The following is a 17,483-nucleotide window of genomic DNA, read 5'->3' on the forward strand; positions in this document are numbered from 1 at the left end:
GCCGTATTCCAGTGGGTTACAGCGGTCATCCGGCCGGATTGTTACCCCGGATGAAAAACACTTTTGATAGGCAAGGCTGAATATCAAGTGCCGGCATCGAGACCGCACATTGGCCGCCCTTTACCGTGATTGGTTGGAGCCCTGATGAACCTGTTCAACCTGCGTCTCTCGGCTGCCGCCGCCGTCGCCGAGCCCGAGCGTGCGCCGGTGACCGTGGCGGATGCGCCGCAGTTGTCCCGTGAGCGCCTGATGCCGAGTACCGAACGTGCCCCGCAGGTTTTCGTGCGCGGCCAGGGCTCGTGGTTGTGGGACAGCGAAGGGCATGCCTTCCTCGACTTTACCCAGGGCGGCGCGGTGAACAGCCTCGGCCACAGCCCCAGCGTATTGGTCAAGGCGCTGGGCAATCAGGCCCAGGCGCTGATCAACCCGGGTTCGGGGTTTCACAGCCGCGGCCGGCTGGCGCTGGCCAACCGCCTGTGCCAGAGCACCGGCAGCGACCAGGCCTACCTGCTGAACAGCGGCGCCGAAGCGTGCGAAGGGGCGATCAAGCTGGCGCGCAAATGGGGCCAGCTGCACCGCAATGGCGCCTATCACATCATCACCGCCAGCCAGGCTTGCCACGGCCGCAGCCTGGGCGCGCTGTCAGCCTCCGACCCGCTGCCGTGCAATCGCTGCGAGCCTGGGCTGCCGGGCTTCAGCAAGGTGCCTTTCAATGACCTGGCGGCACTGCATGCGGAAGTGAACTCGCGCACCGTGGCGATCATGCTTGAGCCGATCCAGGGCGAGGCGGGCGTTATTCCCGCCACACAGGCGTACCTCAAAGGCGTCGAAACGCTGTGCCGCGAGCTGGGCATCCTGCTGATTCTGGATGAAGTCCAGACCGGCATCGGCCGGTGTGGTGCGCTGCTCGCCGAGCAGGCTTACGGGATACGCGCCGACATCATCACCCTGGGCAAGGGCCTGGGCGGTGGGGTACCGCTGGCCGCCTTGCTGGCACGCGGCACCGCTTGCTGCGCCGAGCCTGGTGAGCTGGAAGGGAGCCATCATGGCAACGCGCTGATGAGCGCGGCAGGCCTGGCAGTGCTGGACACCGTGCTAGAGCCTGGCTTTTTCGAGCATGTGCAGGACAGCGGCCGCCACCTGCGCGAAGGCCTGAGCCGCCTGGCTGGCCGTTATGGCCAGGGCGAAGTGCGTGGCCAAGGGCTGCTGTGGGCCCTGCAACTGCAAGAAGGCGTCGCCCACGACCTGGTAACGGCCGCCCTGCATGAGGGCCTGCTGCTCAATGCTCCGCAGGCGGATGTGGTGCGCTTCTCGCCGGCGCTGACCGTGAGCAAGGGCAACATCGACGAAATGCTCCTGCGCCTGGCCCGCGCCTTTGCCCGCCTGCACGCACAGCAGCAAGCCCGCCGCGAAATGCCGGCGTAACCGAATTCAACGAACCGTCTGGCGTTCCTGCGCATCGCCCCTGGCCTGTTTCATTTGGCCCGGGGCGTTTTTTTTGCCGGGTACCTTGGCCCTGTGGAACCTCTACGACGCGCGGCGAGTCTCTGTTGTAACCCTTCAGGAGAGACATGCATGGACTTCATTCGCATCATCATCGCCATCTTGCTGCCGCCGCTTGGGGTATTTCTGCAGGTGGGCTTTGCCGGGGCGTTCTGGCTGAATATTCTGCTGACGCTGTGTGGGTACATTCCGGGGATCGTGCATGCGGTGTATATCATCGCCAAGCGCTGAGAAACGCGGGGCCGCAGCGCGGCCCCCCTGGCTTTACTGGCCCAACACCCTGCAATAAAACGCCCATTCCTGTTCCAACGCATGCGCCAGGTTCTGTGCATTACGGAACCCGTGCCGCTCTCCCGCATAGAAGTGCCCTTCGGCCACAATGCCATTTGCCTTCAGGGCGTCCAACATCAGGCGCGTCTGCTCTGGCACCACCACCGCATCCAGCTCACCCTGGAAGAAAATCACCGGCACTTTGATCTGCGCTGCATGCAGCAAGGGCGTGCGTGCGCAATAACGTTCGGCGTCCTGCAGTGGGTCGCCGATCAACCAGTCGAGGTAATCCCCTTCGAACTTGTGCGTGGCCCGGCCCAGTGCGACAGGGTCACTGACGCCATACAGGCTGGCGCCGGCCCGGAACACATCATGGAACGCCAGGGCACATAGCGTGGTGTAGCCGCCCGCGCTGCCGCCGCGAATGAAGGCCTTGCTCGGGTCGATCAGCCCCAGCCCCGCCAAGTGCGCAACCGCCGCGCAGGCATCCTCGACATCGCTCTCGCCCCAGCGCAGGTGCAGCGCCTGGCGATAGGCCCGCCCATAGCCCGTGCTGCCGCGGTAATTAAGGTCGGCGACGGCGAAGCCGCGCTGGGTCCAATATTGGATGCGTGGGTCGAGCGCTGGGTAGCACGCCGAGGTCGGCCCGCCATGGATAAACACCACCAAGGGCCCGGGCGCTTTGGCGTTCATGGCCGGGTAGAAGAAGCCATGGGCGATACCGTTGCCGCTGGTGTAGCGCATGGCCTGCGGCTTGCTGATGCATTCGGCGGGCAGCACCTCGGCACCACCGGCCAGTACCCGCACCTCATGATTGCTCAGGTCGATGGCAATGACGGCGGGTGGGCTGACGGGCGACGCGGCGATGGCATAGAGCTGCCCGGCATCCATCGCCAGGCTGCGAAAGCGGGTGTAGGCGCTGGCGAAACGCTCTACTTGCTGGTTCGCGGTTATCAGCCCTAGCTGCGCAAAGCCGTCCTCGAACCAACTGGCTACATAGCGTTGCGGCCCCAGAGCGAGCCAGGTGCTGGTGCCCAGTTGCCAGGGCGCGCCGGCATGGTCGGCGGGTTCGGCGGGCAGGGCCTGCCAGTACCCGGCGATCTCCCCCCAGGGCTGCCAGAAGCCATTGCGGTCCGACAGGCAATACAAGCGGCCTTGTGCATCGAAGCGCGGTTGTTGCAGGGATTCGTCCCGGCCCGCCACGCAACGCGCAGGCCCCCAGGCGCCGCTGCTGTCACGCTCGCGCAACAACAGGCGCGTCTGTGTCCAGGGTTGCGCCGGGCGGTCCCATTCGACCCAGGCCAAGCGCTGCCCGTCGCTGCTCAAGGTGGGGGACGCGTAGAAGTCGGTACCTTCAGCGAGCACCTCGCGGGCGCCTTCGCGCAGGGCAACCAGGCGATGCTCCACGGTTTGCCCATGGTGCTCCTCGACTGCCAGCACCTGGCCGTCATGCCAGTGCACATCGCCGTAGCGGCAGTCGTCTGCCTGGGTCAGCGGGCGTGGCACTTCGCCGTCCAGCCCTTGGGTATACACCTGCTGATCCGTTTCGTTGACGAAGACCAGCCCGTCACCGCCGACGCAGAAACTGCCGCCGCCGTATTCGTACACCCGGCTGCGCACACTGAAGCCATCCGGTGTCAGGCACTGGGCTTGGTACTGGTGCCAGTGCCAGATTCGGCAGGCGCCGTCGGCCGGGCGAAATTCGTTCCAGAACAGCCCGGCCGGGCTGACCTTGAGCTCGGCGAAGTCGGTGCCTGCAGCAACGGCCTGGGCTGCGCTGAATTCAGCCGCGAGCGATGACACGGGAGTTTCGTTCATTGCGGAAGGTCATCTCTTCAATCGCGAGTTGAGCGGTTTCTGCCTCCTCGCGGGCCTTGAGGATGATGCCGTGATCAGCCGATTTTGCGCACACCGGGTCGGCGTTACTGGCATCGCCGGTGAGCATGAAGGCCTGGCAACGGCAACCGCCGAAGTCCTTTTCCTTCTCATCGCAGGAGCGGCAGGGCTCAGGCATCCATTGGTAACCGCGGTAACGGTTGAAGCCGAACGAGTCGTACCAGATATGCCGCAGGTCGTGGTCACGCACGTTGGGGAACTGCACCGGCAGTTGGCGGGCGCCGTGGCAGGGCAGGGCGGTGCCGTCCGGGGTGATGGTCAGGAACAGGCTGCCCCAGCCATTCATGCAGGCCTTGGGGCGCTCTTCGTAATAGTCCGGGGTGACGAAGATCAGCTTACAGGGGTTGCCCTCGGCTTTGAGCTTGTCACGGTATTGGTTGGTGATGCGCTCGGCGCGCTCCAATTGCGCGCGGGTCGGCAGCAGGCCCAGGCGGTTGAGGTGCGCCCAGCCATAGAACTGGCAGGTGGCGAGCTCGACGAAGTCGGCTTCGAGGGCGATGCACAGCTCGATGATGCGGTCGATCTTGTCGATGTTGTGCCGATGTGTGACGAAGTTGAGCACCATCGGGTAGCCGTGGGCCTTCACGGCACGGGCCATCTCCAGCTTCTGCGCGAAGGCTTTTTTTGAGCCGGCCAGCAGGTTGTTCACCTGCTCGTCGCTGGCCTGGAAGCTGATCTGGATATGGTCCAGGCCGGCTTTTTTGAATTCGGCGATGCGGGCTTCGGTGAGGCCGATGCCGGAGGTGATCAGGTTGGTGTAGTAGCCCAGCCGACGGGCCTCACCGATCAGCTCGGCGAGGTCCTGGCGCACCAGCGGTTCGCCGCCGGAGAAGCCAATCTGCGCGGCGCCCATTTCTCGCGCTTCGGCCATCACCTTGAACCACTGCGCGGTGCTCAGTTCCTGACCTTGGGCGGCGAAGTCCAGCGGGTTGGAGCAGTACGGGCATTGCAGTGGGCAACGGTAGGTGAGCTCGGCCAGCAGCCACAGCGGCAAGCCGACCTCGGGCGTGGCCGGCAATTCAGGCGAGGACGATCCAGTGTTCGCCACGGGCCACCTCCATGAATTGCTCGATGTCGTCGGCAACTTCCGGCACATCGGGGAACTGCCGAGCAAGTTCGGCAATGATCGCCGCAACGTCGCGCTGGCCATCGATCAGGCCGCCGATCAGCGCAGCGCTTTCGTTGAGCTTGATCATGCCCTCGGGGTACAGCAACACATGGCCTTTCTGTGCCGGCTCGTACTGGAAGCGGTAGCCGGGGCGCCAGTTGGGCACTTGCTTGCGATCGAAACTCATAGGGCGATCCCCTTGTGCCAGACCCGTTCCTGTGTGACCGAATGATAAGGCGGACGGTTCAGCTCGTAGGCCATGCTCATGGCATCGAGCATGCTCCAGAGAATATCCAGCTTGAACTGCAGGATCTCCAGCATACGCTCCTGGCCCGCACGGGTGGTGTAGTGCTGCAAAGTGATTGCCAGGCCGTGCTCGACATCACGCCGGGCCTGGCCCAGGCGAGTACGGAAGTATTCGTAGCCGGCGGGGTCGATCCAGGGGTAGTGCTGTGGCCAGCTGTCCAGGCGCGACTGGTGGATCTGCGGGGCGAACAGCTCGGTCAGCGAGCTGCTGGCCGCCTCTTGCCAACTGGCGCGGCGGGCGAAGTTGACGTAGGCGTCGACGGCAAAGCGCACGCCGGGCAGTACCAGCTCTTGGGAGCGCAGCTGATCAGGGTCCAGGCCCACGGCCTGGCCAAGTCGCAGCCAGGCCTCAATACCGCCGTCTTCGCCAGGCGCGCCGTCATGGTCGAGCAGGCGCTGGATCCACTCGCGGCGTACTTCGCGGTCCGGGCAGTTGGCCAGGATCGCGGCATCCTTCATCGGGATGTTGACCTGGTAGTAGAAGCGGTTGGCTACCCAGCCCTGGATCTGCTCGCGGCTGGCGCGGCCCTGGTACATCGCCACGTGATACGGGTGATGAATGTGGTAGTAGGCACCTTTGGCGCGCAGGGCCTGCTCGAATTCGGCAGGGGACATCGGCAACGGGTCGCTCATCAGGCCTCCTTAAAGCTCGATGCTCATGCCATCGAAGGCGACTTCAACGCCTCGACGCTGGACCTCGGCTCGCTCTGGCGAGTCTTCATCGAGAATCGGGTTGGTGTTGTTGATGTGGATAAGTACCTTGCGCTGGCGCGGGAAACCCTCGAGTACCTCAAGCATGCCGCCGGGGCCGTTCTGCGCCAGGTGGCCCATCTCGCGACCGGTGCGGGTGCCGACACCACGGCGCTGCATTTCATCGTCTTCCCACAGGGTACCGTCGACCAGCAGGCAGTCGGCGCCGTGCATCATCGCCAGCAGCTTGTCGTCGACCTGGCCCAGGCCTGGGGCGTAGAACAGTTTGCCGCCTGTGCGGGTGTCTTCGACCAACAGGCCCAGGTTGTCGCCCGGGTGCGGGTCGAAGCGGTGCGGCGAATAGGGGGGCGCGGCGCTGCGCAGGGGGAAGGGCGTGAACCTGAGGTTGGGGCAGGCGTCGATGACGAAGCTGCCTTCGAGCTCGATGCGGTTCCATTGCAGGCCGCCGTTCCAGTGGCTGAGCATGTTGAACAGCGGAAAGCCGGTGGTCAGGTCTTGGTGGACCATGTCTGTGCACCACACCTGGTGCGGGCAGCCTTCGCGCAGGCTGAGCAGGCCGGTGGTGTGGTCGATCTGGCTGTCGAGCAGGACGATGGCATTGATGCCGGTATCGCGTAGGGCGCGGGCCGGTTGCATCGGCGCGAAGGCCTGCAGTTGGGCGCGGATGTCGGGCGAGGCATTGCACAAGACCCAGTGCTCGCCATCGTCGGACAGCGCGATGGACGATTGCGTGCGCGCCGTGGCCCGCAGGCTGCCGTCGCGGTAGCCCTTGCAGTTGACGCAGTTGCAGTTCCACTGGGGGAAGCCGCCGCCGGCGGCAGAACCGAGAATCTGGATGTACATGGCCACTCTCTACCGGAAAACCGTATCCAAAAAACACAAACGCCCCGGCGGGCCGAGGCGTCGAACCGTAAGCAGGGCTTAGCGGTTGGCGAAGTACATGGTGACTTCGAAGCCGATACGCAGATCAGTGTATGCAGGTTTGGTCCACATGGGATGACTCCTTCCGAACGGGGTTGGGTTGGTCAGCTACTTATTGGGTACCGCCGTGCGCCGGAGGTTCCCTTGACTGAGATTGCGCTATCTTACAAGAAAATTTTGTACCGAAAGGTTAATTCTTCGAAAAGCGCCCTTGCAGTTAACGTAACAATCCTCGTTTTGCTATTGCCAGGATGGGTCTGGTGCTGCGCTGTGGGCCAGGCAGAGCCAAGGGGCATGAGGGGCCAAAAGGCTGCCAAGCAGCGCATCAAGGTCCGCTTGCCGAGCCATGAGGATAGACCGCTGCAGGTCATTCAGCCTGTCGGGTTGTGTCGCCAGGTGTGTCTGCCACGCCCATTCGGCCACCTCGGCATTGGCCATGGCAGGCTCGCCGAACTGATCGGCCACTGCCTGCTGCGCTGCGCTGTCGAGCACCACGCCTTTGCTTAGGACCGGTTGTAGGTGAGCGAGAATTTCCGCAGGGGTGGCATGGGGCGATTGCACACCAAACAGCAGGCCAGCGCAGCCTTCAATCTGACGGAAGGCGCTGAACACCGCGTAGCCTAGTTGCAGCTCTACCCGGAGGCGTTGATACACCGGCCCCTGCAACAGCTGCGCGAGCAGGCGGCCGATGGCTTGCTGGTCAGCGGGCACTGGGCAGAACAGCAACACCGCGTTTTCGCTGCCGGCCAGTGCAGCGTCTACCCATCGACGAGCCTGCCACTGGGGCGGCGCAGGGGCAGTGGCGCCTTGCCCGGGGCAATGGGTCAGCACGGTGCCGAGAGGGCCCGTGTCCTCAAAGCCTAGTGCCAGGCCATGCCAGCGGGCCTGTTCCCACGCCTGCGCAAGCTGTCGCGGTTCGAGCGAGCCCGCGGTTAGCGGTTCGGCCTTGTGGGCATGCATGGCAGCAGGCAATCGCTTGAGCAGGGCTCTGATCGGGATCAGTGCGGGCGCGGGCGGCGGCGGGGTCTGCCAATCGGCAGGTGAGGGCGCGTTCAGCAGCGCGAGGGCTTCGGTGACGGCGTTCATCACCGCCGACGGTTGGCCGGCGCACTGTAACTGCCAATATTCGCCAGCTTCGCTGAACTGTAAGTGCAGCGCGGCGCGTTCGGCGCGCTCCTGCAAAGGGCGCAGCGCCTGGCAAAGGATCGGGAACACGCCATGGCGCAGGCTTGAGGGCAGGTGCCAGCGTAGATAAATGGCTGCGTATTCGCGTGATGCCGGGAGCATGTCGCTGATGGCCAGTGCGTTGGGTAACGGTGCCGTCGCGGGGGGCGGTGCGGCGGTCAGCAGAGGGTCTGCGGCGGGTATCTGCCATTGGCCATGCTCGCCGCTGGGAAGGCTGGCAAGCAGTGCCTTCAGCGCGCTCAGGCCTTGTTCGTCGAGTGCGGCGAAGGGCTGGCCTGAGCTGTCCCGTCGTGCCAGCTCCAGCGGGCTGGCGGCCCACTCACGGCTGCGCTGCAATTGACTGAACGCGGCGTTCAGCCGCTGCGGATCGGCCCGACGGATAAAACCGAACCAGCTGTGCAGCAATGCGATCGCCTCATCCTTGCAGGCATCAGCCCCGAGCTGCAGGTCGATGTGCCAGAGCAACTGCCCGGCGAACGCATACAGCGTTTCGGCTTTGAAGCCTTGCAGCCAACCGCGCTGGCGAAGCGCATTCAGCCATCCGCCTGGTCGGCTGTCGTCGAGCAGGTCGATCAGCAACCCCAGTGCGCGCTCGGCACCTTCTGGCAGGCTTTCGTGGTCGAACGTCAGGGGCTGCCCGGTGCCCCGCAGTGGCGGCGGCAATGCCTGCACGGCACGGCTACCGGCCTGGAACAGGCTGCCACATTGCCGGCCCAAGCGCTCCAGCGCTTCCAGTGGCTGTGGGCCGCACAGGCTCAGGGTGATCTGCCCACCTTGGTAGAAACGTTGGTGAAACAGGCAAAGGGCGCGTTGAAACGCAGGATCCTGCAGGGCGAGGGTGTATCGATTGCCCGCCTGAAATCTGCTCAGCGGATGCTGGGGCGAAACCGACTGCAGCAGGGCGAATTGCTGCTGAGCCTGCGGGTTACGTGACCAAGCGATGAACTCGGCATGAATGACCTCACGCTCCCGGCGCTGGCGCTCGATGCCAAGGTCGGGCTCGGCCAGCATCTGGCACAGGCGCTCTAGCCCGCCGGCCAAAGCCGCGGGGGGGACCTCAAAGAAAAAGTCGGTGGTGCGCTCACGGGTGCTGGCGTTGACCTGGCCGCCTAGGGCCTGCACATACCGCATCAGGCCGTCTTCCAACGGGAAGCGCGCTGTGCCCAGGAAGAACAGGTGTTCGAGAAAGTGCGCCATCCCCGGCCATTTTGCCGGGGCATCGTGGCTGCCTGCCTGCACCCGCAATGCGGCCGCCGCACGCTTGAGGCGTGGGGCATGGCGCAGGGTCAGCTGCAAGCCGTTGGCGAGGGTGAGGTGCTGCGTGGCGTCAGGCATGAGGGCTCCAGGTAGGCGTTCATGCTAACGCATTTGTGCTGCCTGGCCTGGCCCAATCGCCGGCGAGCCGGCGCCTACTGGGCCTGTTTGCGTTGTCATTGTGGGAGCAACTGTCTTGTGATGCTTGTGCCGGCCTCATCGCTGGCAAGCCAGCTCCCACAGGTGCGGCGCTAGCCTTTGAGGCTATACAGTTCGGGTGGGAGCCGGCTTGCCGGCGATTGGGCCGCAACGCAGCCCCTGTCAGCCCTCGCGCACATGCAGTTCCTGGCGCAAGTCGGTCAGGTAAGGAAACGCCTTGCGCCCTTCTACCACCTGCTCACGCGCAAGCTCGGCCAGCAATTGGCACTCGTCCCGCCCGGCCATGGCCAGCAGGCTGCCATCCGGGCCGATGATGCTGCTCTGGCCGCAATACTGGATGTCGCCCTCGGCCCCACAATAGTTGGCATACACCAGGTAACACTGGTTCTCCTGTGCCCGCGCTCGCACCGTCACCTGGCAGATGAAATCGTAAGGCGCCATGTTCGCCGTCGGTACCAGGATCAGTTCGGCGCCGTCCAGCGCCAGGCGCCGGGCGTTCTCCGGGAACTCGATGTCGTAGCAGATCAGCATGCCGACCTTCCAGCCTTCCAGTTCCACAACCGGGAAATGGTCGGGGCCTGCGCTGAACATCGACCGGTCCAGCTCACCGAACAGGTGCGTCTTGCGGTAGTTGCACAGGCTGCGGCCGTGGGCATCGATCAACTGCACGCTGTTGTAGAACGCGCCATCATCGCCGCGCTCGGGGTAGCCATAGGCGATGGCGATGCGATGCGCCTGGGCGATCTCCACCACGTCCATGGCCGCGGGGCCATCACTGGCCTCGGCCAGGCGTTCGACCTGGGCCAGGCCGATGTTGTAGCCGGTGAGGAACATCTCCGGGCACACCAGCAGTTGGGCGCCGCGTTCAGCCGCCTGTTGCGCCTGGTGCTGCAGCCGTTGCAGATTGCCGGGCACGTCCAGTGGGTTGGGCGCGCCCTGGAACAGAGCGATGCGCATGGCGCCTCCTTGTCTCAGTCGGCCAGGGCGATCGGGCCGATTTCATCGAACACATCGCCTGGGCCTGGGTTGTCCGGGTGGGTCTGGCCACCGAAGTGATTCATGATACCCCACACGGCATTGAGCGACGTCTGCACCGCGCCTTCCACCCAGGCCGGCGTCCACGACACGTCGTCACCGGCGATGAACATGCCGCGCTGTTCGGCGGGCATGTCCTGCTGCATGAAGTGCGCGTACATGCGCTGGTTGTAGCGGTAGTGGCCCGGCAGCGCGCCCTTGAAAGCACCGAGGAAGTGCGGGTCGGCCTCCCACGATATGGTGATGGGGTCGCCGATGATGTGCCCGGCGATATCGGTCTTCGGGTAGATTTTCTTCAGGGCGTCGAGGGCCAGTTGCACGCGTTTTTCCACCGGGTGCGGGAGCATCTTCAGGGCATCGCTCATCCACGCGTAGGACAGGCAGATCACCCCCGGCTTGTCGTCGCCGTTGTCGAACAGGTAGGTACCGCGGGTGAGGCGGTCGGTGAGCGTCATGCTCATCAGGTCGCGGCCGGTTTGCGGGTCTTTGTCTTTCCAGAATGGGCGGTCGACCATGACGAAGGTTTTCGACGATTGCATGTAGCGGGTTCGGTCCAGGGCCATCCACATCTTCTGCGAGAACAGCGACTCTTCGCAGTCGATCTGCGTGGTCAGCAGCCAGGTCTGGCACGTTGCAAGCACGGCGGCGTAATGGCGGGTGTCGCCCCAGTTGTCGGTCACCGCCAACTGGCCATCGGCGGCGCGGGCAATACGTTTGACCCCGGTGCGCGGCGCACCGCCGTGCAGCGAGCTGAGGCTGGTGCCTTGCGGCCAATGGGCGCAGCGCTCCGGCACATGGCGCCAGATGCCTTGCGGCACCTGCTCGACGCCGCCCACGACCAGGTGTTGGTGGTCATCGCAGTTGGTCATCACCACGCGGAAGATTTCCAGCATCGAGTTGGGGAAGTCCGAGTCCCAACCTCCGGTGCCGAAGCCGACCTGGCCGAACACCTCCCGGTGCTGGAAGCTCAGCTTGGCGAATGAGCGCGAGGTGGCGACGAAGTCGTAGAACGTGCGGTCGTCCCACAGGGGCACCAGCGTGTTCCACAGCGCTTTCAGGCGCGGTACATCACGGTCTCGGATGGCCTGCTGGATATCGGCAAACTGCGCGCCGCTTTCCAGGGCGTCGGCCCAGGCGTCGGCCACCTCGTGGAACAGGTCGGGCAGGTCCGCGGCCTTTTCGGCGTAGTAGGTCTGGCCTTCCAGGTCGATCACTGTGCTGCCAGAAGCGGGGGTCAGCGGGTTGGGGAAAGGCTTGGTCTCCAGCCCCAGCTTGTCCACATAGTGGTAGAAGGCCGTCGAAGAGACCGGAAAGCGCATGCCACCCAACTCGGCGATGATCCCGTCGGTGCCGTTGAAGGCTTGCGAGCGCAGCCGGCCACCCAGTTTCGACGCTTCATAGACGACAGGCTTGAGGCCCAGCTTCATCAACTCGTAAGCCGCTACCAGGCCAGCGATCCCGGCCCCGACAATCGCCACCTCCTCGCCCTGGCGCTCGGCAGGGATGCTGCCCAGGCCGGCCGGGTGTTCCAGCCAGTCATCGAAGGCGAAGGGGAAGTCCGGGCCGAAGATGGTGATGGGCTTTTTGCCGTCGGCGGGGTGGCGGTTCTTGTTGTTCATGAAGTGACCTTGCCAGAGGGGCTGCGCAGAGAGCGGAGCCTGAGTATAGGAGATGCCTGGGGGCCATTTTAGGGCGTGGGGGGGTCGTAATTAAGATGCAGAGTGTTGTCTTAATGTATGTTTTTTCGTCGAAATGAGCATTAATTGGTTATTTTTGACGAGATCGATAGTGGCGGTTAAGGGTTTGTCTGGAGATTTGCAGCGCCTATGAGATCGAGCGCCGCCCGCGCGGCGCCTACATCTGTTTCCGGCCAGTAAAGCCTATGAGAGAGGCGCGCGACCGCCTTGTTGGTCCAACTCGATATTGAGGTGGGCGCAAAGGTGCCGCGCGCCCATGTCACAGGAATAATTGGCCCGAAACAGATGTAGGAGCAGCCTTGTGCTGCGAAGCGCCGCGCGGGCGGCGCTCGATCTCATGCGCGCCGCCAATCGCAAGCCAGGCACCTCGTGCCCCTCACGTCACAGCAATTGCCCCCGGTCCACCTTGCTGCTCAAAATGATCGACGTGGTGGTTTTCTCCACCCCCTCGACACTGCCGATCTGGTCAAGCAACTGGTCCAGCTGCTCCGGCGAATCGGTCCGCAGCCAAGCCACATAATCGAACTCGCCACTCACCGCGCACAGTTGCTGCACCTGCCCCATGGCACTCAGACGCCGCACCACCTCCTTGCCGGAACGGGGCTGCACCTTGATCCCGACATACGCCTGCAAGCCACCGCCCATCACGTGTTGGCCCAAGCGCACACCATAGCCTGAGATCACCTTGTTCTTCTCCAGCCGCTCCAGGCGCGAGTTGACAGTGGTGCGCGCGATACCCAGCAGCCGGGCGAGGGTGGCAACGCTCTCGCGGGCATTGATTTGCAGCAGGGCGATCAGCTGGCGGTCGATTTCATCCAGCGTAATGGGGCGGGCATCCGACATGGTAAGTCTCTACAGTGGGCCCGCTAGCCTAGCCAGCCAATGGCAACCAGGGCAAGGCTGCGTCACTGGCTTTCTTTCGGCATCATGGCAGGCCGACCGTACTGGACCCACGCCGTGAACTTCGCAAACCTGCTCGAATGCTGGCGACTGGAAGTCTCCAACAAGAAAAAGCCCGGCCGCCGCATCAGCCTGCTGTTCAACGTGCTGCGCCGCGCCCGCAAGGACAACAAGCTGCGCTTTCTCTTTGCCTTCCGCCTGGCCCAGTACCTCGACGCACGAGGCGGCCTGGCCCAGCGTCACGCCATGCGCATGCAGCAACGGCTCAATCTTAAATACGCCGTGGACATCGACATCGGCGCCCAGATCGCCCCCGGGCTGCGCATCGCCCACCTGCCTGGCGTGGTGATTACCCGCCATGTGAGCATCGGGCGTAACTTTTTCATCCGGCAGAATTGCTCTATCGGCATCAAGACCCTAGGGCTAGAGGCGTATGCGTTGCGCATTGGCGATAACGTCAGCGTGGGCGCCAATAGCTGCATCGTGGCGGACAGGATAAGCATCGGCGACGACGTGGTGATTGGTGCCATGTCGCTGGTGATGCAGGACATTCCGGCGAGGACCACGTTTTACAATACGCGGCAGGTTGAGATGAAGCCTCGGACGAGCTACTGAATACTTGTTTGCGCTGGACAACAGGCACAAAAAAGCCGCGCGATTGCGCGGCTTTGTCGTATTTGGTGGGCCCACACGGACTCGAACCGTGGACCAAAGGATTATGAGTCCTCTGCTCTAACCAACTGAGCTATAGGCCCTCAGTAAGTGGCCGGATTATAACGAGGGTTTTGAAAGGGTGCCATCCGAAAGATCGGATAGTGCTATACGAAGAAACGTCGCGGCGAACTCCTCCGGGGGGAGGGGCAGGCTGACGATGTAGCCTTGGATCTGTTCACAGCCCTCGGCTGCCAGGAAGCGCTGCTGGGCCTGGTTCTCCACCCCTTCGGCGATGATCGTGAACTGCATGCTGCGGCCCAGGGCGATGATCGCCCTGGCGATGGCGGCGTCGTGGGGGTCGTCAGGTAGGCCGCGGATGAACGACTTGTCGATCTTGAGGATGTCCAACGGCAGGCGTTTAAGGTAGCTGAGGGATGAATAACCCGTGCCGAAGTCGTCGATGGCCAGCTGCACGCCCAGTTTTTTCAACTGGTGCAGCACGGCCAGGGCTTCTTCCGCCTGGCTCATGATGAAGTTCTCGGTAATCTCCAACTGCAGGTCGCCGGCCTTGAGCTGGTAGGTCTTTAGCAACTGTTCGATGCGCCGTGCCAGGTGGGGGTGGCGCAGTTGGGCGCCGGCCAGGTTGATCGACAGTGGGCCAAAGTCTTCGTAGTGCATCTTCCAGATGTGCATCTGCTGGCACGCCTTTTCAAGCACCCAGTCACCGAGCTGCAGAATGGTGCCGTTCTCTTCCGCCAGGTGAATGAAGTGCTCTGGCGGCACTTCGCCAAAGGTCGGGTGGCTCCAGCGGATCAGCGCTTCGGCGCCGACCAGGCTCTGCGTCTTGAGGCTGAGCTTGGGCTGGAAGCACAGGCTCATTTCGTTGCGTTCGACGGCGCGGCGCAGCTCATGTTCAAGGGCGATGCGCTCGCTGGCCTGGGCGGTGAGGTCGCGGGTGTAGGCTTCTACGCGGTTGCGACCTTTGGCTTTGGAGCGGTACATGGCGGCGTCGGCATTGCGGATCAGTGTGGAGACGTCGCTGCCGTCCTGTGGATAAAGGCTGATGCCGATGCTGGCGCTGGTGAAAAACTCGTGCTCGCCAGCCTGGAAGGGCGCGCTGAAGCAGGCCAGCAGTTTACCGGCGATGCTGTTGGCGTCACTGGGCCTGTGCAAGCCGGGCAACAGGATGATGAACTCGTCTCCGCCCAGGCGCGCCACGGTGTCGACGTCGCGCACCTGTTCTTTCAGGCGCTGGGCGATGCCTTTGAGCAACAGGTCGCCGACCGGGTGGCCCAGGCTGTCATTGATGTGCTTGAAGCGGTCGAGGTCGAGGAACAACACCGCGCCCTGGCGGTTCGAGACTTGGGCACAGGTGAGCACGGCCTGCAGGCGGTTCTCGAACAGGGCGCGGTTGGGCAGGCCGGTGAGCGGGTCGTGGTGAGCCTGGTAATCCAGTTTGGCTTGGGCGTGCTTGAGGCTGGAAATGTCGGCGAACACGGCGACGAAATGGGTGATCTCGTACTCGCTGTTGCGTACCGCGCTGATGGTCAGCCAACTGGGGTACAGCTCGCCATTCTTGCGTTTGTTGTAGATCTCGCCCTGCCAGTGGCCCTCGTCGGTCAGCTGATGCCACATGGCGGCATAGAAGGCGCTGTCGTGCTGGCCGGAGGCGAGCAAGCGCGGGGTTTGGCCGAGCGCCTCGATCTCGCCGTAGCCGGTGATTTCGCTGAAGGCGCGGTTGACCGCGCTGATGCGCTGGTCGATGTCGGTGATCAGAACGCCCTCGGCGGTGTTTTCGAACACGGTGGCGGCCAGCTGCAGTTTTTCCTGCATCAGGTGGCGCTCGGTGATGTCGCGGGCAATGGTCAACATGCAGTCGACACCGCCAATCGGCAGGGGCCGGGCGGACAGTTCGCACAGGCGGATCTGGCCATCGCTGCGGCGGATGTGGCAGCTGAAATCACGTACGAAGCCATCACGCTTGAGCTGGTCGACCAGACGCTTGCGTTCGTTGAGGTCCACCCAGATGCCCAGGTCAAGGGAGGTCTGGTCGATGGTCGGGTTCAAGTCATAGCCGGTGAGGCGGCAGAAGCCTTCGTTGACTTCAATCAGCAGCCCGTCGCTCTGACGCGACAGCAGCAGGCCGTCGGGCGATGCGTGGAATGCCTTGGCGAACTTCTCTTCCGAGGTTTGCAGTTGCTCCTGGGTTTCTTTGAGCTGGCTGATGTCACGCACGGCCACGACCAGCGCCGGCGTGCCATCGAGCTCGAATGTTTCTGCCGAGGTCAGGCCTGTGAACAACTGGCCATTGCTGCGGCGGAAGCTCATTTCCAGGTTGCGGATGCCGCCTTGGTGCAGGCGTTCGAGCAGCCGCGGCCCGGTGCCGGCGACGGCCCACAGGTTCAGCTCGGTGGCGGTGCGGCCGATCACTTGGCCTGGGGTGAGGCCGATCTGTTCTTCGAAGGCTTCGTTGACCTCCAGCAGGCAGCCATCGCTGTGGCGGGCGATCAGCAGGATGTCCGGGCACTGCTGGAACACCGAGGCGAACTTTTGCTCCGACAGGCGCAGGGCGTCTTCGGTGCGTTTGGTCTCGCTGATGTCGATCATCAGCCCGCGCATCACCGGCCGGTGGCCATGCTCGATCATGCTGACGATGTTGCGAATCCACAGGGGCTGGCCATCGGCGCGGATGACCCGGTAGTCGAGGCTGTGATCGCGGCCGGCTGCGGTTTCACTGTCGCAATAAGCCTGGGCCCAGAGCGCGTCCTCCGGGTGCAGGATGCTGCGCCAGAAGCCGGGCTTGAGCCAGTCATGCAACGGGTAGCCGAGCAGGTCCTCGGCATGGGGCGAGACATAGTTGTAGGTGAAATCGTTGGCGTCGGCTTCCCAGGCGACGGCCGACAGGCTCTCTACCAGGCCGCGGTAGTGATACTCGCTGCTGCGCAGCTCTTGTTCGAGGGCGATGCGCCGGGAAATTTCCGAGCTGAGTCGGCGGTTGATGCGGATTACCACGGCAAGAACCGCCACCAGCAACAGCACCGCAGGCAGGCCATACACCAGCATGTCAGACCAGAACAGGCGCTGGTCCACCACGTTACCGACCCAGCGCTGTTGAATTCGGTTGATCTCGGCGCTGCTCATGTCGGCCATGACTTTGTCGAGAATGCCCACCAAGACTTTGTTGTCCCGTGGTGCGGCCATGGCCAGTTGGTAGCGGTAGGGCGTTTCGCCGCTGACATAGAGGCCGTCGAGCTTGAGCTGGCGAAGGCTCCAGATACTCGAAGCGAGGTCGCCGACCACGGCGTCGACTTCGTCTGTGGCCAGCGCCTGCAGGGTCGAACTGACGTTGGGCATGGCCACCAGGTTGAGGTCGGGGTGGTGGGTGCGCAGCAGTTCGTGCGGGGCGTAGTTCTCGACCACGGCGATCTTCAGGCCGTAGAGGTCCTTCAATGAGCGGGGTTGTGCGCCGCCTTTGTGAGCCAAGATGACAATCGGGAAGTCGAGGTAGGGGCGGGTAAAGGCCAGGTAACCCTGGCGCTCGGGAGTCGACATGATGCCGGGTAACAGGTCGAGCTGATTATTGCGCGCCTGCGCCAATACCTCGGTCCAGCTTTTGGGCTCGACCGGTTTTAGCGTCACGCCCAGGCGTTCCTGGATCGTGTCGATGTAGTCGGCGGCCAATCCCTGGTACCGGCCCTCCTGGTCGCGAAACTCGAACGGTGGCCAAGAGGCGTCTACGCCCAGGCTTAACTGCGGATGGGCAGCCAGCCAGGCTTTTTCCTCGTCTGTCAGGGTCAGGGCGCCGGCCGTTGTGGTCCACAGAATAAGGAGCAGCAACAGAATGGCCGGCATCAGGGGCATAGCGGCCTCGCTATCAGAGTGTC

The 17,483-nt window shown here is 63.7% G+C and carries 14 protein-coding genes and 1 tRNA gene; 3 read left to right on the forward strand and 12 right to left on the reverse strand.

The genetic code is table 11. The features are described from left to right. The first annotated feature begins 144 nt into the window (after nt 1–144). Nucleotides 145–1,425, forward strand: a complete 1,281-nt coding sequence (locus LOY53_RS01945) for an aspartate aminotransferase family protein (RefSeq protein WP_258703545.1) — start codon at nt 145–147, stop codon at nt 1,423–1,425. 150 nt (nt 1,426–1,575) lie between these two features. Next, nucleotides 1,576–1,734, forward strand: coding sequence for a YqaE/Pmp3 family membrane protein (locus LOY53_RS01950; protein WP_007904205.1), 159 nt, complete (start codon nt 1,576–1,578; stop codon nt 1,732–1,734). 33 nt (nt 1,735–1,767) lie between these two features. Here the strand turns inward: LOY53_RS01950 and LOY53_RS01955 are convergent, their stop codons facing one another. The 10 genes from LOY53_RS01955 to LOY53_RS02000 all read right to left on the reverse strand — a co-directional run bounded on the left by LOY53_RS01955 (nt 1,768) and on the right by LOY53_RS02000 (nt 12,888). Next, nucleotides 1,768–3,591: a S9 family peptidase gene (locus LOY53_RS01955; RefSeq protein WP_252826509.1), complete on the reverse strand. Its 1,824-nt coding sequence runs from the start codon at nt 3,589–3,591 to the stop codon at nt 1,768–1,770. After that, nucleotides 3,557–4,717, reverse strand: coding sequence for a pyrroloquinoline quinone biosynthesis protein PqqE (gene pqqE, locus LOY53_RS01960; protein WP_099452708.1), 1,161 nt, complete (start codon nt 4,715–4,717; stop codon nt 3,557–3,559). Before pqqE ends, LOY53_RS01955 begins: the two co-directional genes overlap by 35 nt. Further along, nucleotides 4,689–4,964: a pyrroloquinoline quinone biosynthesis peptide chaperone PqqD gene (pqqD, locus tag LOY53_RS01965; protein WP_027594361.1), complete on the reverse strand. Its 276-nt coding sequence runs from the start codon at nt 4,962–4,964 to the stop codon at nt 4,689–4,691. The genes pqqE and pqqD overlap by 29 nt, the downstream gene beginning before the upstream one ends. After that, complete coding sequence (pqqC, locus tag LOY53_RS01970) at nt 4,961–5,716, reverse strand: pyrroloquinoline-quinone synthase PqqC (protein WP_027594362.1); 756 nt, start codon at nt 5,714–5,716, stop codon at nt 4,961–4,963. The genes pqqD and pqqC overlap by 4 nt, the downstream gene beginning before the upstream one ends. A gap of 9 nt (nt 5,717–5,725) precedes the next feature. Next, complete coding sequence (gene pqqB / locus LOY53_RS01975; RefSeq protein WP_252826511.1) at nt 5,726–6,637, reverse strand: pyrroloquinoline quinone biosynthesis protein PqqB; 912 nt, start codon at nt 6,635–6,637, stop codon at nt 5,726–5,728. A 78-nt stretch (nt 6,638–6,715) separates the two neighbouring features. Beyond that, entirely contained in the window at nt 6,716–6,787 is a 72-nt protein-coding gene (gene pqqA / locus LOY53_RS01980) for a pyrroloquinoline quinone precursor peptide PqqA (RefSeq protein ID WP_003243383.1), read from the reverse strand. 168 nt (nt 6,788–6,955) lie between these two features. Continuing rightward, nucleotides 6,956–9,235, reverse strand: coding sequence for a pyrroloquinoline quinone biosynthesis protein PqqF (pqqF, locus tag LOY53_RS01985; RefSeq protein WP_258703546.1), 2,280 nt, complete (start codon nt 9,233–9,235; stop codon nt 6,956–6,958). A 240-nt stretch (nt 9,236–9,475) separates the two neighbouring features. Next, on the reverse strand, nt 9,476–10,270 hold the full coding sequence (locus LOY53_RS01990) for a carbon-nitrogen hydrolase family protein (RefSeq protein ID WP_099452711.1): 795 nt from the start codon (nt 10,268–10,270) through the stop codon (nt 9,476–9,478). 14 nt (nt 10,271–10,284) lie between these two features. Then, the gene (locus LOY53_RS01995) at nt 10,285–11,967 is read right to left on the reverse strand and encodes an NAD(P)/FAD-dependent oxidoreductase (RefSeq protein WP_027594366.1); all 1,683 of its coding nucleotides are present in this window, start codon (nt 11,965–11,967) and stop codon (nt 10,285–10,287) included. Between the two features lie 459 nt (nt 11,968–12,426). Next, nucleotides 12,427–12,888 carry an Lrp/AsnC family transcriptional regulator gene (locus LOY53_RS02000; RefSeq protein WP_252826513.1) on the reverse strand — a complete coding sequence of 154 codons (462 nt, stop codon included), beginning with the start codon at nt 12,886–12,888 and terminating at the stop codon, nt 12,427–12,429. Between the two features lie 114 nt (nt 12,889–13,002). On the opposite strand from LOY53_RS02000, the gene LOY53_RS02005 reads away from it, so the two are divergent. Beyond that, the gene (locus LOY53_RS02005) at nt 13,003–13,560 is read left to right on the forward strand and encodes a serine acetyltransferase (protein ID WP_258703547.1); all 558 of its coding nucleotides are present in this window, start codon (nt 13,003–13,005) and stop codon (nt 13,558–13,560) included. Between the two features lie 63 nt (nt 13,561–13,623). On the opposite strand, the gene LOY53_RS02010 is transcribed toward LOY53_RS02005, so the two are convergent. Continuing rightward, nucleotides 13,624–13,700 (reverse strand) — tRNA-Ile (locus LOY53_RS02010). A gap of 16 nt (nt 13,701–13,716) precedes the next feature. Further along, the gene (locus LOY53_RS02015) at nt 13,717–17,460 is read right to left on the reverse strand and encodes a bifunctional diguanylate cyclase/phosphodiesterase (RefSeq protein ID WP_252826515.1); all 3,744 of its coding nucleotides are present in this window, start codon (nt 17,458–17,460) and stop codon (nt 13,717–13,719) included. Nucleotides 17,461–17,483 lie beyond the last annotated feature (23 nt).

The organism is Pseudomonas sp. B21-031, from assembly GCF_024748985.1.
Lineage (GTDB): Bacteria > Pseudomonadota > Gammaproteobacteria > Pseudomonadales > Pseudomonadaceae > Aquipseudomonas > Aquipseudomonas kermanshahensis.